This window comes from Leucobacter chinensis (genome assembly GCF_019049105.1).
GTDB lineage: Bacteria > Actinomycetota > Actinomycetes > Actinomycetales > Microbacteriaceae > Leucobacter_A > Leucobacter_A chinensis.
This window is the reverse complement of the sequence record NZ_JAHQZR010000002.1, coordinates 215,192-231,114: the sequence shown is the minus strand read 5'-3', so window position 1 is coordinate 231,114 and position 15,923 is coordinate 215,192. Positions and strand designations below refer to the sequence as shown.

At 63.0% G+C, this 15,923-nt stretch carries 11 protein-coding genes; 9 read left to right on the top strand and 2 right to left on the bottom strand.

Annotated elements, in window-relative coordinates:
- Positions 1-29: 29 nt before the first annotated feature.
- The gene (locus tag KTJ78_RS03020) at positions 30-1,613 is read right to left on the bottom strand and encodes a helix-turn-helix domain-containing protein (protein ID WP_217132471.1); all 1,584 of its coding nucleotides are present in this window, start codon (positions 1,611-1,613) and stop codon (positions 30-32) included.
- Between the two features lie 163 nt (positions 1,614-1,776).
- Between KTJ78_RS03020 and KTJ78_RS03015 the strand changes: the two genes are divergently transcribed.
- From KTJ78_RS03015 to KTJ78_RS02975, 9 genes are all read left to right on the top strand, one after another.
- Positions 1,777-2,589, top strand: coding sequence for a siderophore-interacting protein (locus tag KTJ78_RS03015; protein ID WP_369807951.1), 813 nt, complete (start codon positions 1,777-1,779; stop codon positions 2,587-2,589).
- 3 nt (positions 2,590-2,592) lie between these two features.
- Complete coding sequence (locus KTJ78_RS03010; protein WP_217132467.1) at positions 2,593-3,657, top strand: ABC transporter substrate-binding protein; 1,065 nt, start codon at positions 2,593-2,595, stop codon at positions 3,655-3,657.
- A gap of 101 nt (positions 3,658-3,758) precedes the next feature.
- Entirely contained in the window at positions 3,759-4,850 is a 1,092-nt protein-coding gene (locus KTJ78_RS03005; RefSeq protein WP_369807950.1) for a FecCD family ABC transporter permease, read from the top strand.
- Positions 4,847-5,923 carry a FecCD family ABC transporter permease gene (locus KTJ78_RS03000; RefSeq protein ID WP_217132466.1) on the top strand — a complete coding sequence of 359 codons (1,077 nt, stop codon included), beginning with the start codon at positions 4,847-4,849 and terminating at the stop codon, positions 5,921-5,923. Before KTJ78_RS03005 ends, KTJ78_RS03000 begins: the two co-directional genes overlap by 4 nt.
- Positions 5,920-6,837 (top strand): ABC transporter ATP-binding protein, encoded by a 918-nt coding sequence (locus KTJ78_RS02995; protein ID WP_217132465.1) that lies wholly within the window; start codon positions 5,920-5,922, stop codon positions 6,835-6,837. Before KTJ78_RS03000 ends, KTJ78_RS02995 begins: the two co-directional genes overlap by 4 nt.
- Positions 6,834-8,525 (top strand): ATP-binding cassette domain-containing protein, encoded by a 1,692-nt coding sequence (locus tag KTJ78_RS02990; RefSeq protein ID WP_217132464.1) that lies wholly within the window; start codon positions 6,834-6,836, stop codon positions 8,523-8,525. The genes KTJ78_RS02995 and KTJ78_RS02990 overlap by 4 nt, the downstream gene beginning before the upstream one ends.
- Positions 8,515-10,137, top strand: a complete 1,623-nt coding sequence (locus KTJ78_RS02985; RefSeq protein WP_217132463.1) for an ABC transporter ATP-binding protein — start codon at positions 8,515-8,517, stop codon at positions 10,135-10,137. The genes KTJ78_RS02990 and KTJ78_RS02985 overlap by 11 nt, the downstream gene beginning before the upstream one ends.
- A 105-nt stretch (positions 10,138-10,242) precedes the next feature.
- Positions 10,243-12,981 carry a YhgE/Pip domain-containing protein gene (locus tag KTJ78_RS02980; protein ID WP_217132462.1) on the top strand — a complete coding sequence of 913 codons (2,739 nt, stop codon included), beginning with the start codon at positions 10,243-10,245 and terminating at the stop codon, positions 12,979-12,981.
- A complete protein-coding gene (locus tag KTJ78_RS02975; RefSeq protein WP_217132460.1) occupies positions 12,978-15,161 on the top strand; it encodes a YhgE/Pip domain-containing protein in 2,184 nt (727 codons plus the stop codon). Before KTJ78_RS02980 ends, KTJ78_RS02975 begins: the two co-directional genes overlap by 4 nt.
- On the opposite strand, the gene KTJ78_RS02970 is transcribed toward KTJ78_RS02975, so the two are convergent.
- Positions 15,154-15,921: a Pr6Pr family membrane protein gene (locus KTJ78_RS02970; RefSeq protein ID WP_217132458.1), complete on the bottom strand. Its 768-nt coding sequence runs from the start codon at positions 15,919-15,921 to the stop codon at positions 15,154-15,156. The two genes, KTJ78_RS02975 and KTJ78_RS02970, sit on opposite strands and share 8 nt — an antisense overlap.
- Between the last annotated feature and the right edge of the window lie 2 nt (positions 15,922-15,923).

Below are 15,923 nucleotides of genomic sequence, written 5' to 3'. Positions count from 1 at the left end.
TTAGCCGAGCCGTGGCTCAGGCAACAGGGCTATCTCGTGATCCACGTTTCTCGAGAATGGTGCCAACCCGATCGCTGGTAGCTTCCCGGCGGCATGCCGTGCTCTTTGCGAAACACTTTTGAGAGGCCGCTCGGGTGGGCGTAGCCGAGCTTGCGCGCTGTTTCTTCGACGCTCCAGCGGCCCTCAAGGTGCTCCCGTGCGAGGGTCATGCGAAGCCCCACCCTCCAATCGGCGAAGTGCTGCCCAGTGCGAAGGGCAAAGGTGGTTCCGAGCACTCCGGCCTCAATGCAGAGTTCGTCAGACCAGGCAGCGAGCGTGCGATCGTCACCGGGATTCTGGTGAGTGTGGGCGATGATGCGGTCGATCGCCCGCTGTGTCGGATGCTGCTGAGCGTGCCTGGAGCGCTTCGTCTCGCGTGCGTGATCGGCGAAATGCTTGGCGATGAGTGAGCGGCTGTGGTGTCGCGGGGCGAGCCTTGTGTAGTTTGCGACGATCGTGCGCAACAGCGCGGGCTCGCAGGAACGCGCAAAGCCGAGCGTCGCACCTGGCTCAATGTCGGTGCACTGTGCCGCCGGCAGCGAGCCCAGGGGGAGTACGATGGCGCCCGGTTCGAGATCAAGCGTGTTCGCGATGCCAGCCGGTAACCACACGGCTTCTCCCTCGGTGAGGCGCTGCTCTCGGCTGCCAACGGTAACGCGAGCCCCGCCCCGGTAGGCCCACAGGAGTACGTGAAAGGGGTTGATTCGGCTCCACGTTGAACAGCCCTGGTGTGGTGCGGGCGGCGGTTGTTCTGCGGGGGTGTGGAGCGTCACGCTCGGCGTGCGGGGCTGCGTTGCTTCAGCCGCTTCATCGAGGCGGGAGCGGTAGGTGCTCGGGAGCATGCCCGTACGGGCCGAAAATGCTTTCGTGAACCCGGCGAGGGTTGAGAAGCCGACCCTCGCCGCAGCGTCTTTGACGAGCAAGCCCTCGGTCATGAGCTGGGCCGCAATGCTCACGCGCGTAGCCGTGTGCCACTGACCTATCGCAAGCCCTGTCTCGTCGGCGAACTGCTGCTGCAGTGCGCGGGACGAAAGATTTGCGAGCGAGGCAAGTGAGCGCACATCGCCCTCGTGCTCAGGGTGTGCAATGAGGTGGGCGGCAATGAAGCGGGCCTCGGGCGAGAAGGGGAGCTTCGGCGAGCTGACGGCTGCCGCTGCGGTTCGTGGGTGCGGCTTCGTGGGCCGCTTGGCTCGGAGAGCCTCGAACAGGGTGTTCGTGCGGGCGGGCCCGCGCAGATAGCCGAGGCTCAGGGCGAACTGATGCAGCAGCGCCGTGTGCCACTCGGGCCCCACCGTGATGCTCAGCGTGTGGGCGAAGGGCGTCGAACCCTGCGATTCAGGGGTGAAAGCGATGGGCACGATGGTGCTTTCTGGGCCAGGGTAGATCGAGTAAGGAACCCCTGGGGGTACGAGCAGAACGGTGCCGGTGGTGAGCAGGTGCCGCTCAGTTCCAGTGCGAACGGTCGCGGTGCCCGAGTGTGCCCAGAGGGCGGCGGTGTCGTGCGCGTTGGTGAAGGTTGTTGGCCCGGCAAATTGGGTCTCGGTGCCGGGCACCGTCGTCATGGTCGTATCCAAGCCTCGCCCTCCGTTTGCTCGCAGGGTACGACTCGTGCACCCCGGGATAACTGATCTGTTGTGGGTAAGGCTAGCCTAACTCGGTGGGTTGCCGCTTGGCGCCCTGGAGCCAGCGAAGCGTGTTGCAGGAAGTGGGAAACGGGTGTCTCAAACGGGTCGACGAGTGAGCCTGATCGATGTCGCGGTGCGCGAGCTCGAGGTGGTGCGGGTGAGCGACGTGAGCCCCGCCATGAAGCGGGTGACTCTCGCGGGCAAGGCGTTGCGTGCAGAAGCGTTCCCGCCGTTTGTCTCAACGGGTTTCGACGATGACGTTCGGATGCTCTTTCCGTATCCAGGCGAGACGTTGCCGGTCTTGCCTGAAACTGACGAGAGCGGGCGAGTGCAGTTCGCTCCCGGCCGGCGACCTATTGCCAGGGCATACACGGTGCGCAAGCACGATGCCGAGGCTGGTGAGATTGATCTCGACGTTGTACTGCACGGCGACGACGGTGTGGCCTCGCAGTGGGCACAGGCAGTGCTGCCGGGCGCACCGATGCACATCGTTGGCCCAGGACAGACGAAAAGCCTGCCCGAAAGCCCAGACTGGTGGCTCATGTACGGCGATGACACGGCGCTTCCCGCGATCGCGAGACTGCTCGAAGAACTTCAGCCCGGTTCGCGTGGCCTCGCGGTCATCTCGGTCGCCGAACGGGCACACCGCATCGAGCTCACGCATCCCGACACGATCACCGTGCACTGGGTCGACCGTGCCGAGCACGTGGCTGAGCAAGGCTCGTTGCCCGAGCCGAGCGATCTCTTGCGCGTCGCCGAGTGGCCCGAGGGTGAACCCTTCGTGTGGCTCGCGGGTGAACAGTCTGAGGTGCAGGCGCTCAGAAGGTTCGTGCACCAGACGCAAGGGGTGCCGAAAACGGCCATCGACTTTACGGGCTACTGGAAACACCACCGGCACGATACCGATGCCGCAAACGAAAGGTAATCATTGACCACCACAACCAAACGACTCCTGGGCTCAGTTGGCGTCGCCCTGAGCCTCGCCCTCGTCGTGAGCGGCTGCTCGAACAACGCTGATGACGGGGCCGACACCCCAGCCGCGAGCGACCAGGCAACTGAGTCACTCCTGCCCGCCGCTGAAGGAAACACTGAATACCCGCTCACCCTCGAAACACCCTACGGCGAGACGGTGCTTGAAGAGCGGCCAGAGCGCGTGGCAGCGATTGTGCCAAACGCGATCGACACCGAACTGCTGCTCTCGCTCGGCGTCACCCCGGTGCTCAGCTCGAACTTCGTAAGCGAGGGCGGCTATCTTGCAGAGCACGGCGCCGAAGAGCTCACGACCTACGAGTACATGATGGGCGAAGACATACCGATCGAGGCGATTGCCGCGAGCGAACCCGACGTCATCATCGCGGTCGGCTGGGTGCCAGGCTTCGGCGATCTGGGCGACTACTACGACCAGCTCACGAGCATCGCGCCCGTTGCCGCGAGCCCGGCCTCAGACCAACGCATGATCCGCTGGCAGGACTCGATCGAGATCATAGGTGAGGCGCTCGACTTGAGCGACACTGCCAACTCGGTCATTGAGCAGCACGATGAGCGCTTCGCCGAGATTCGCGAAGAGCACCCCGAGTTCGCTGGCAAAACCGCGACCTGGGCCATTTACTACGGCCCCGCGAACGGTTTGCAGTACTTCTCGCAGGAGGGTTCAGCACCAGAGGGCTTTCTCACCGACCTCGGCCTCGAGAAGAATCCAGAGGCAGCATCATTCACGGGCGATACAACCGTGAGCGACGAACTCGTTGGCAAGATTGATGCCGATGTGCTGCTACTCGGTCAGAGCGCCGCGGCAAGCGATGCCGAACTCGAAGCGCTCACGGGGCGCGACCTCTTCCAAAACCTCGGGGCGGTCACCTCGGGTCGCTTCATTCAGCTACCGCCAAAAACCGACGATGGCGGCGACCTGCTCTGGGCCATCACGAGTGGTGGGCCCATTGGCAACGCCTGGGCGGCAGACCACCTCGTGCCGTTGCTTGCCGACACCCTATAGGTCGGTACAAGACCCATGACCCGCTCTGGGAGGGGCGGCGCCGCGCTCGTGCCGTCGTCCCGCCCAGAGAGGTTGCCCGAAAGCCCATTCAAGGAGAACCCGTGACCGCACTCGGTCAAGCGGGCACCTCACCAGGTGAAGTGCCCGATCACCCCCAAACCGTGAGCGCGCTCGAAAGCAGGGGCGCTCGCCGCAGTCTCGATGCACGCCGCGCTCTCGGTGCAGTCGTGCTGCTCGCGTTGCTGGCGCTCGCTATCGCGCTGAGCCTGAGTGTCGGTGCCAACCCGCTCAGCCTGAGTGAGGTATGGCGCAGTATCGCGAGCCCCGATGGCTCTGAGACCTCGCCAATTGTGTGGGGCCTGCGGGTGCCGCGAACCCTGGTAGCGGTAGTCTCGGGCGCTGCCTTTGGCGTTGCCGGCGCCCTTATTCAAGCGATGACGAGAAACCCCCTCGCCGACCCCGGCATTCTCGGGGTGAACGCGGGCGCAGGGTTCGCCGTCGTGCTCGGGGTCGGGTTCTTCGGCGTGGCCGACATCTTGGGGTACGTCTGGTGCGCGATGATCGGTGCCGTTGTCGCCACCGTTATCGTTTACCTCGTGGGGGCCGCTGGCTCATCGTCACCATCGCCGGTCACGCTCGTGCTCGCCGGTATCGCGCTCACCGCGGTGCTCATGGCCTTCACCACGTTTCTCACGCTCATCGATGAGCAAACCTTTCAATCGTTTCGCCGCTGGGGCTTGGGGTCAGTCGCCCGCACCACCGTTGCTGAGACACTCACCGTTGTGCCATTCATCGTGGTGGGGCTCATGATCGCGCTCATGATCGCGTCATCGCTCAACGCCGTCGCGCTCGGTGACGACCAAGCCGTAGCGCTCGGAGCGAACGTGATGCGCACCCGGGTGCTCGGTATCGTCGCGGTGACACTGCTCGCGGGTGCGGGAACAGCCCTGACGGGAGGCATCGCCTTCATCGGTCTTGCCGTGCCTCACCTCGTGCGCTGGTTCACGGGGCCCGATCAGCGGTGGATCATCGTCTACACAGCGCTCGCCGCGGGCGTGCTCGTTCTCGCCGCAGACGTGCTCGGAAGAATCATCGTGCGGCCAGGAGAGATGGAGGCCGGTGTCTTGACCGCGCTCGTTGGAGCACCCGTGTTGATCGCGCTCGTGCGCCGGAAGAAAGCGAGTGGCCTATGAGCGCGGCTGTTGAAACGCAGCAGCCCGTTCGCTTCGGGTACCGGGCGGCTACGCTGCGGCGTGGTTCGCTCTCACTGCGCATTGTCACGAGAAACATCGTCGTGTGCACGGTGCTCACGCTACTCGCCGTCACCATGGCGTTTCTCTCGCTTGGCTTTGGCGACTACCCGCTGAGCCCGGGGCAGGTGCTTGCAACACTGAACGGAGGGGGCGAGAGCTTTCACCGCATGGTCGTCACCGAGTGGCGGCTCCCGGTAGCGGTCGCAAGCGTGCTCTTTGGTGCACTGCTCGCAACCGGGGGAGCGGTGTTTCAATCGCTCACCAAAAACCCACTGGGCTCACCCGACGTTATCGGGTTTGACGCGGGCTCGTATACCGCGGTCGTTCTCGTGGTGCTCATCGCCGGCAAGAACAACTACTGGTCGGTGGCGCTCGCCGCAATGGTCGGCGGGCTCACCACCGCGCTCATCGTGTATGCGCTGTCGTATCGGGGTGGCACACAGAGCTTTCGCCTCATCATCGTGGGCATCGGCGTTTCAGCAATGCTCGGTTCGATCAACTCGTATCTCATTACGAGGGCCGACATCGAAGACGCGATGAGCGTTGGCTTCTGGAATGCGGGATCGCTGGGCCGGGTCAGTTGGCAGGCGCTCTTCCCGGCACTGCTGCTCGCTTGCGGGTTGCTTGTGGCGCTCGCCGCACTCGCGCCAGCCCTCAGGCAGCTTGAGCTGGGCGACGACACGGCGGTCTCGCAGGGGGTGCGCGCGGTGACCGCGAAACCGCTGCTGCTCGTCTTGGGTGTTGCCGCCACGGCGATCGTGACGGCCGCGGCTGGCCCCATTCCTTTCATCGCACTCTCTGCGCCGCAACTGGCGAAACGACTCACGAAGAGCGAGGGGGTGACGCTCGGGGCCTCGGCGTGCATGGGCGCCGCGCTGCTCGCGGCGGCACAGTTGCTCGCACTCACGATCGCCCATTTCTTTCGCACGGTGCCCGTTGGCCTCATCACCGTGTGCCTTGGCGGCCTCTACCTCATGTGGTTGCTCATTCGAGAGACAAGGAAGCACTCATGACCAACGCGCATGTAAACGGCGCACGTGTTGAAGCAGCGAGTAGTCAGACCTCGCGACTGCGCGCTGAAGCCGTGAGCATCGGCTACGACCGGGTGCTCATCAGCGAGAACCTTTCGGTGTCGATTCCCGACAACTCGTTCACCGTCATTGTCGGCCCAAACGGCTGCGGCAAGTCGACGCTTTTGCGCGCACTCGCGAGGCTCATGAAGCCGAGCCGCGGTGAGGTGTTGCTCGATGACAAGCCCCTGCGGCAGTACGCACCCAAAGAAGCGGCGAAGAAGCTCGGGCTCTTGCCACAGAGCCAGGTCACCCCCGACGGCATTCGCGTCGCCGATCTCGTCTCTCGGGGGCGCTTCGCCCATCAGGGGCTCGTGCGGCAGTGGTCGCGTGACGATGAGGGGGCGGTGCGGGAGGCAATGCGGCTCACCGGCGTGACCGAGCTGTCTGACCGCTTCGTCGCCGAGCTCTCGGGTGGCCAGCGCCAGCGGGTCTCGATCGCGATGGCCCTGGCGCAGCAAACCGACATCCTGTTGCTCGACGAACCGACCACCTTTCTTGATCTCACCCATCAGCTCGAGGTACTTGAGCTGTGCACCGACCTGCACGAACAGGGGCACACGCTCGTCGCGGTACTGCACGACCTCAACCAGGCCGCTCGGTATGCGACGCACCTCATCGTCATGAACGAGGGGTGCATCGTAGCCGAAGGCCCGCCTACCGAGATTCTGACGGTCGACCTTGTTGAGCGGGTGTTTCGAGTTCGCTGTCTCATCACCACCGACCCCGCCGTGGGCACCCCGCAGGTCGTTCCGCTTGGCCGTGAGCGAGGCCGTGAACGCGACGCCAAACACCAGCGGGCAACCGAGCAACCGCTCAATATCGAACGCATCACAACCGAGGGAGCACTGCAGTGACACGACAACGAACCTCATGCCGCGGTAGAACGGGGCGAGGCATGATCGCCCGTGCTCTGCGGCCGAGCCGTGCTGGGCTCGTGGGGGCCGTGCTCTGCGCCTCGCTTTCAGGGCTTCTTTCGCTCGCAGCACTCTGGGCACTCATCGACGTGATCGTTCAGCCAAGTACACGGCAGGTTGTTGTGGTCGCGACACTGTGGGCCGCGGCCGCGGTGAGCGCCTCGCTCGCGAGCTGGCTCGCGCACCATGCCGAGGCCAGGTTCTCGGCCAGGCTGAGCGAATCGGTGGTCGATCACCTGATGCGGCTGCCAGAGAGTGCCGTCGCGCGCTACAGCGGCAACGACCTGCGCAGGCTCGTGACCGATAACATCACGGCGCTGCACCACATGGTCGCGCACCTACCCGCAGAGATTGCCGCTCTCGTGATCGTGCCGGCGGCTTCGATCGTTGTGCTCGTCTCGGTTGCTGGCCCGCTCTCGTTGCTCGCGCTGATTCCAGGGCTCATTGCCTCGTGCTACTACCTCTGGGTCGTACCCAAAACCTCGGCAAAGCACGGGGCCGAGAGCATGCGGGTCATGGGCGACATCGTCACGGCGGTCGATGATTACACGCGCGGCATCGCGACCTGCAGGCTCTACAGTGCAGAGGCCGGTGCCCGCGCCGACTACGAACGCGAGAGCCGGGCTTTTACCAGTGGCATGGTGACGTGGATCAAACGGGTTGCGACCCTCGGCAGCGTTGCGGTGGCAGCGTTGCAGGCGGCCGCAACCTACGCGGTTGCCTATCTCGTGGGCTACGGGAGCAGCATTGAAGTGCTCTCGGTGCTGCTCATGTTCAGCCTCGCGGTCGTTACCCCCGCGCTCAGGCTCGGTCACGGTCTCGACTATGTTCGTGCGGGGCGCATCGCCGCCGACGAGCTGAACGCCTTTGCGGCGGAGGCCGAGACGCGGGGCCCAACACATTCGCAGGGTGAAGGTCTCGACGACGCGGTGATCTCGCTCGACCAGGTCTCGTTGCAGGCAGAGCAGCGTGTGCTCTGGCGCGACCTCAGCCACGGCTTTCGCCCGGCAACGATGACGGTCATTCGCGGCGCCTCAGGAACGGGCAAAACAACGCTTCTTCGCTGCATGGCCGGCCACGAAGACCCAACGTGCGGCACCGTCGTGCTGCATGGCGGCTCGCGAGGAGCAGCGGGTGAGCGCCCACTTCACGAGCGGGTGATGCTCATCACGCAGGGCTCTGACGTGCTCGCGGGAACCGTGCGTGAGAATCTCGCGGTGGCTCACCCTGACGCGAGTGATGCCTCGATGCTTGAGGCCCTTGACCGAGCCCAGCTGAAGGTTGCACTTGACGCCGATGCCGCCGTGCTCTCTGGCGGTGAGAAGCAACGGCTTGGCCTCGCGAGGGTCTTTGTGGGCGACGCGCGGGTGGTGCTGTGCGATGAACCAACGAGTGCGCTCGATCGAGACACCGCACAAAAGGTCATGCGGGAGTTACTCATTGAGTGCGAGCGCGCCGAGATCGCGCTCATCGTGGTCACTCACGATGACGAAGTCGCACGCTTGGCGCACGAGACCCTGCTGCTCGGAGACGACGCGGGGAAGAGCGAAGACGAAACTCGCGAGCTGAGCCATGGAGCGCACCCACCGCGCCTAGAGACAACAGAAGGAGCGCACGATGCTCGCTAAGACACGTAACAGATTGACCGTTATCGCACTCGGGTGGGTATTCGTCGCTCTCAGCGAGGCTGCGGCCTATACCGTTCTCGCGCTCTGCATCGTGCAGAGTCGGGGGCCGGGCATGGTGATTGCGATGAGCCTCATCGCCCTGATGATCACGGTGCTGGTGCAGCGGTCGGGGTACCTGACTGGAGCGAAACTCGCGGGCGATCTCTTCGAGAGGCTCGGTGAAGCGCTTGCTGAAACGAGGCTTTCTTGGTTTACCGAGCGCAACAGGTCGCTCGTGACCGGCGTCGCGTCGCGGGTCATTCCCTCGATGATGAGCGTTCCAGCACACACGCTCCAAACCTTTATCGTTGCCCCGCTCGTTCCGCTGCTGCTTGTCGGAGGCATCGCGTTCACTGTGCGACCGTCGGCAGCGCTTTGGGTTGGTACGGGGCTCCTTGTCGCCCTCGGCGCGCAATACGTGGCACAGCGCTCACTGGCTCGGGCCGACCGGGGGCGAGCGGCCTGCGATGAGGCGGTTGCTATGAGCGCCGCAGAGCTGCTTGAGCACCGAGAACTCCTTCGCGCGATGGCCGGGCCTGAACGCGCGAGCGAGCGGTTGCACGCCGCACAGCACGATCAGCGGGAGCTCCTGCGCCGAGTCAATCGTGCCTCGGCGCTCGCGACCGGAGCCGCAAGCGTTGCAACCGTGGTGCCGCTCGCGGCCGCGATGCTCACCCTGGTCTGGGGCCCCGACAGTAGCCCCGCCGAGGCGCTCGCCCTCGTGCTCCTCACGATGCGAGCCGCAGCCCCACTCGAAACGCTCGTGACCGCGGGACTTTCGCTGCGTGACCTCAAGACCTCGCTTGGGCAGTTCCGTGAGGTGACCCATGCTCCCGTGCTCGCTGAGCCGGAACAGCCTCGCACTCCGGCGTCGGCCGAACTCGGCATCGCGGTGCAGTCGCACCGGGGAGTGCTGGGGCCGCTCGAAGCGACAATCGGCGCGGGGGAGCGCGTCGTCATTTCAGGCCCCACCGGAAGCGGCAAGAGCACACTACTCGGGCTTCTCCTGCGGTTTGAAGACCCCGACGAGGGGTCGGTGACGCTCGGTGGGGTGCCGCTCACCGACCTGCGCTACTCTGAACTCGCCACACGCATCGCATACGTCGCGCAAGACCCCGTCATCTTCTCGACGAGCCTTGCCGACAACATTCGCCTCGGCGATCCGCTTGCGAGCGACGAAGACGTCTTGCGTGTTGCGCGTCTCGCGGCGCTTGAGGGAGTGCTCGGGCGCGATCCGCAGGGAATTCATCAGCGGGTCGGGCATCGGGGCAGCACGCTCTCGGGAGGCGAGAAGCAGCGCGTTGCGATCGCCCGCGCCATGCTCAAGGGTGCCCCCGTCATGGTGCTTGACGAGGCAACCTCGGCGCTTGATGCGGTGACCGAACAGCGCGTCGTGAACGCTCTCAGTAAACATCCAGAGACGACAATGCTGATTGTGGCCCACGGCGATGTTCAGGTATGGCGCCCCACAAGAGGGATAACATTGGAGTTTGGTCGTGAGATCGCAGAAACGCCTAATTCCCTGACGAATGGGGGTAGCGCTTCGCTAGGGGCGAGCCGCGTGCAGCACTAACGCCAGCTCCCAGAACGCTTGTAGCGGTATCAACGACAGTGGCGCGGTGAAATTGTATGTTCTCACCATGCGCATATACTCGATGATGCTAGGAAAAGGGGTGCGATGCGTAACGCTTGGCGAGTTTTTACTCGCGACTTCAAGAGAGTCGCACGCGTACCCAAAGCGTGGATCATTATTGTTGGCGTAATTGTGACTCCGTCGCTCTACGCCTGGTTCAATATCGCCGCGTTTTGGGATCCATACTCAAACACTGAAAATATCGCCGTCGCCGTGGTGAACCTCGATGAGGGGGCAACCTCAGAGGCGACGGGTGACATCAATATCGGCGAAGAACTTGAGACACAACTGCGCGATAATGACGATCTCGGGTGGCAGTTTCTCGGTGAAAAAGAGGCCCTAGAGTCAGTGCGCAAGGGCGACACGTACGCCGCGATCATCATTCCGGCCGAGTTCAGCGAAGACTTCGCGGGGCTGGCCGATGGCAAGATCGAACGCCCGACGCTGCAGTACTACGTCAACGAAAAAGAAAACGCGATCGCCCCCAAAATCACCGACGTCGGCGCATCAACGCTCGATGCCCAGGTGAATAGCGCGTTTATCGCTGAGGTTGCCAAAGCCGTCACCGAGGCGCTCAAGGGTGCCGGTGAGGATCTCACCGACAAGCTCACGAGCTCGCAGCAGGGCACGAGCGACGCGCTTCGCGAAACGGCCGACAAAGTCGATGAGACGCGCGAACGCATCGCCTCGCTGCAGGGCACGATGGACGGTTTCTCTGGCAAGATCGCCACGGCCCAGCGCACGATCGATTCGATCGACGCGACGCTTGGCGACCTGAAGAGCGCTGTCGCGCAAATTCAGACGCTCTCGGTCGAACTGCAGAGTGAGGTCGTGAAGTTCACCGACACGGTGCTCAACGCCTACGTGACCGCAACGGGCCGCATTGCCGACGCGTCATCGAAGGTGAACGACACGGTCGTGAAACTCACGACGAGTGTGCACCAGGCAAACGGTGAGGTCGCGACGGCGATCGACACCGTCGAGGCGAGCGTGGCGGCCCACGGGGCGGTGCTCCGCGACCTGCAGAGCATGCTCGACGATGCCGACCCCAGCTCAGACCTCGCCGATAAGCTTTCGAAGGCGATTGCTTCGGTCGAGGCGAGTAACGCAGCGCATCAAGACATGCTGAAGAGCCTGAAAGGCTTGAACGGTGACCTCGATTCAACGATGGCCGCGACACAGGCGACGGCCGATTCGCTGAACGACGCTGTGCAACAGGCAGCCTCATCATCGGCAAAGACCCGCGATAGTCTCGCGCAGGTGGTGCCAGACTTGAACCGTGCAATCTCGCTGTTGGGTTCGAGTGCCGAGGCTTTCTCTGCCACGATCGACGGCCAGCGCACGCAGCTCGTGCAGGTCTCGAATCTGCTCGACAACTTCGAGACGCAGCTGGGCGGCACGAATGATGCCCTCGCAGCGCTCGATAAGAACCTTGCTGCGACCCAGAAGAGCCTCGAGACGATTCGCACTGATGTGCTCGCGCTCAGCAGCGCCGACACCTGGAATAAGCTGCAAACCCTCACCGGGCTGAATGCCGAGCGCATCGCGCACTTCATGGCATCACCCGTCGAGGTCAACGAGCACGTACTCTTTCCCGTCGAGGCATACGGCGACGCTATGGCGCCGCTCTTCATGAACCTTTCGTTGTGGATCGGGGCCTTCGTGCTCATGGTTATTTTCAGGCTCGAGGTTGACCGCGATGAGGTCGGCGATATTACCGTGCGCGAAGCGTACGTTGGTCGCTGGCTGTTCCTCGCCGTGTTGAGCGTGCTGCAGGCGGTGCTCCTGTGCGTCGGCACGCTCATGCTCGGGGTGCAAACGGTCAATCCCGTCGTGTTCATAACGACGGGTGTGCTTATCGGTCTCGCCTACTTCAGCATCATCTACGCCCTCTCGGTGTCGTTTGGCTACGTGGGCAAGGGGCTCTGCATCATTCTCGTGATCATGCAGATTCCTGGCGCGGCGGGTCTCTACCCGATTGAGATGATGCCCGAGTTCTTCAAGATGTTGAACCCGTACCTGCCGTTTACCTACGGCATCGACGCCATTCGTGAAACCGTGAGCGGCTTCTACGGCGGCGAGTACTGGCGCTGCATGGGCATTCTCGCGATCTTCTTCGCGCTTGCTGGGGTGCTCGGTCTCGTCTTGCGTCAGTACCTCGGCCACTTCACCCTCTTCTTCAACCGCAATATCGCCGCGACGCACCTGCTCGTGAGCGAAGACGTGCAGGTAGTCGGCAGCCGCTACCGCTTTGGGCGGGTGATTCAGGCCCTCTCGAACCAAGAAGGCTACCGACGAGAGGTTGTTCCCAAAGCCCTCAATTTCTTACGGCGCTACCCGATGATTGTGCGCGTGGTCATTAGCGCAGGTATCGCGATTCTCGTGCTGCTCGGCTTTGCTGCGTGGCTGAACCCCGAAAATGCGGCGACCTACCTGGGTCTCTGGGTTGGCGTGTGCCTGTTCATTATCGCGAGCCTCATCATGCTTGAGTACCTGAGGCAGGCGCTTCGCTCGGCGAGCGAGCTTGGTGACATGAGCGAGGCAGAGCTTCGTGAGAAGCTCATCCTCTCGGCCCCCATGGGCGCCGGTTGGGGTGGCACGCTGCCAGACGCTGAGCCGACCGCAACAGCGGTGTTGCCGAAGCAAGATACCGCAGAGGCCACCGTCACCGATGAAGCTTACCCAGACGGGCTTGCGGTGCTTGAAGCGATGCTCGAGCGTGAGAACGAGCGAGTAGAACGTGAGCGTGAGCGCAACGATCAAGACCGGGGTGAGCGAGAATGAAAAATATCGCACAGGTTTTTCTGCAAGATATGCGACGTGTTTCGCAGAACATGACGGCCATGATCGTCGTGTTTGGTCTCATCGTCATCCCCTCACTCTTCACCTGGTTCAACGTAATTGCGAGCTGGAACCCGTTTGAGAACACGAAGGGGCTCACCGTTGCCGTTGCGAACTCTGACGAGGGGCACGAGAGCGAGCTCTTTCCGTTGCGCATCAACGTGGGTGAGCAGGTGCTCTCAGCGCTGCGTGCAAACGATGACCTCGACTGGGTGGTAACGACCGAGGAAGAGGCTATTGAGGGCACACAAACGGGCGAGTACTACGCCGCGATCGTGATGCCGAAAGACTTCAGTACCCGCATGCTCTCGTTCTATGCTCATGGCAGCGAACGAACCGAGATCGAGTACTACACGAACGAGAAGAAGAACGCGCTCGCGCCGAAGATCACCGAGCAGGGTGCTGGAACGGTCTCGCGACAAATCAACGAGGCCTTTACGAAGACTCTGAACGAGGTCGGGCTCACCGTCATCAACTCGCTCTCGTCGTACATCGACGCCGCCGACACGCAAATTGCGCTGTCGAAAATGCAAGCGCACGTGGGCGAAATCTCGGCGCAGCTTAAAGCCGGGGCAGAGACCGCGCAGATGTTCAGCACCCTCATCGGCGCGAGTACCTCGCTCGTGACGAGCGCTGCAGACATTGCTGAGGCCGCAGGCTCGTCGTTGCGGGAGGTAGCCGATGCTTCTGGCACGGCCGTGCAGGGCGCCAACGAGCTCAAGAACACGGTTGACGTGGCGCTTTCAGCGCTCGGCCAAGCCTTTACATCGAGTGCCGAGAGTTACGGCGCGGTTGCCGACAAGCTCAACACGCTCTACGGTGCTGCCGACCAGCAGGCAGGTAGCCTCGCATCGACGACCACCGCGGCTGCGAAGAGTATCGACACGCACATCGCGAACTTTACGTCGGTGCGCAACGAGCTCGTGAACACCGTCGGGCCGATCTTGCCGCCCGACAGTAAACCTGGCTTTGACGCGGTCGTCAAGAGCATGGATCGAGCGATCGATCGGCAGCAAGCTGCGAGCGACCGCCTGCATGCTGCTGCCAAGAGCATCACCGACTCGCGTGCCTCGCAGCAGCAGACGAAGCAGGACATTCTTGCCCTCGTCAATGAGGCGAAGGGCGCCGTGCAAGACGCGGCAGATGCGTACTCGAAGAGCCTCGAACCGAAACTTCAGCAGCTCGCCTCAACCCTCACCGATGTGAAGGCGGGTGTATCGAGCGTTGGTGCCGACCTTTCAAGTCTCACCAACGGACTCTCTGGTGCCGGCTCGCTCGTCGAAGCGCTCACGAGTGCCGAAGAGACGACGGCCGAGGCCGCCGAGAATCTCACCGAGGTAGCCGAGCGCTTCGACAAGCTTTCGAAGGCCCTCGAGAAGAGCCTCAACTCGGGCGATCTCACGGCTATCTCAGACGTCATCGGTGCGAACCCAGAAATGCTCGCTGCTGTGCTCTCAGAACCGGCCAGCTTCAATCGCATTCCGGTGTTCGAGGTTGCGAGCTTTGGTACGGCGATGGCTCCGCTCTACACGGTGCTCGCGCTGTGGGTCGGTGCGTTGCTTGCCGCCGTGTCGATTCGTGTTGGGGTTTCGCGCCACGGCATGAACCTCGAAACGCCGCTCACACCCACGCAAACGTATATTGGTCGCTACGGCATCTTTGCCCTCGTCGGTCTCTTCCAAAGCACGGTTCTCTGCCTGGGGCTCATGCTCTTTGTGCAGGTACAGCCCGCGCACCCATTCCTGCTCGTGTTTGCAGGCTGGGTGATCTCAACGGTCTTCACCATGCTCATCTACACGCTCGTTGTCGCCTTCGGCAACGCCGGTAAGGCGATCGCGGTGCTCTTGCTCGTGATTCAGATCTCGAGTTCTGGCGGTGCCTACCCACTGCAGCTCCTACCGCAGTGGTTCCAGAACATCAGCCCATTCCTTCCAGCAACACATGCGGTGAGTGCGTTGCGTTCAGCGCTTGCCGGCACCTACGAGGGTGACTTCTGGATCTCGATTGGTTCGCTCGCGCTGTTTATCGTACCCACGCTGCTGCTCGGGCTTGTACTGCGCAGGCCACTCATGAAGGGCAACCAGAAGCTCATCGAGGCGATCGAGTCGACCAGGCTTATGTAACGGGCTTGCCGACCCACGAGAGCAGCCGGTCGACCACGACGTACACGTAGCCGAAACCAATGAGTGCGACGCTGAGGGCAATGATCCACAGTGCAACACCACCGACGCCCAGTTCGGCGACGTTCATGAACGGGTAGGGGTAGGTCTGGCCGGGGTTAAACTCGACCCCGGCAGCGCCCGCAGTAAAAGCAAAGACGAGATACGCGTAGGGAATGAGTGCCCAGAGGGGCGGCTCGATCCAGCGAAACGACCCCTTCGGTACGAAGAGTAGCCAGTCAACGATCACGAGGCACGGGGTAATGATGTGCACGAGGTTGTCGGTGAGTGAGAACACCTCGTAGTCACCCGCCTGCTCGAAGGTCGTGGGAACGAGCACGACGAGGTAAATGAGCATCGTTACGGTGATGGCCATCATCACGGCGCCGCTCAGGCGTGCTGAGGGTGTCGAGGTGCCGTGTGCGCCAGAAGCAGCGAGATCGCTAAGCGTCACAACGATAAGGGCTGCGACCCACAGCAGGCACAGGATGTTGCTCTGCACCGTGAAAAAGAGCAGGCTGTCCCACGAGGGCGATCCGCTCAGAAGCCCGGTGATGCGCGCGATACCCATCGCGATCGCGATAATCGCCCCGGCCCGGTACGCGAGGGCGATCCAGCGGTTGGCGATCGCTCCGCGTTCGATAAACCTGCCTGAAGCATCAGGTGCCGGGCTTGGCAAACGGTGAGCGGTGGCCTGAGTCTCGTTTCGCTGCGTCACGTGCATAC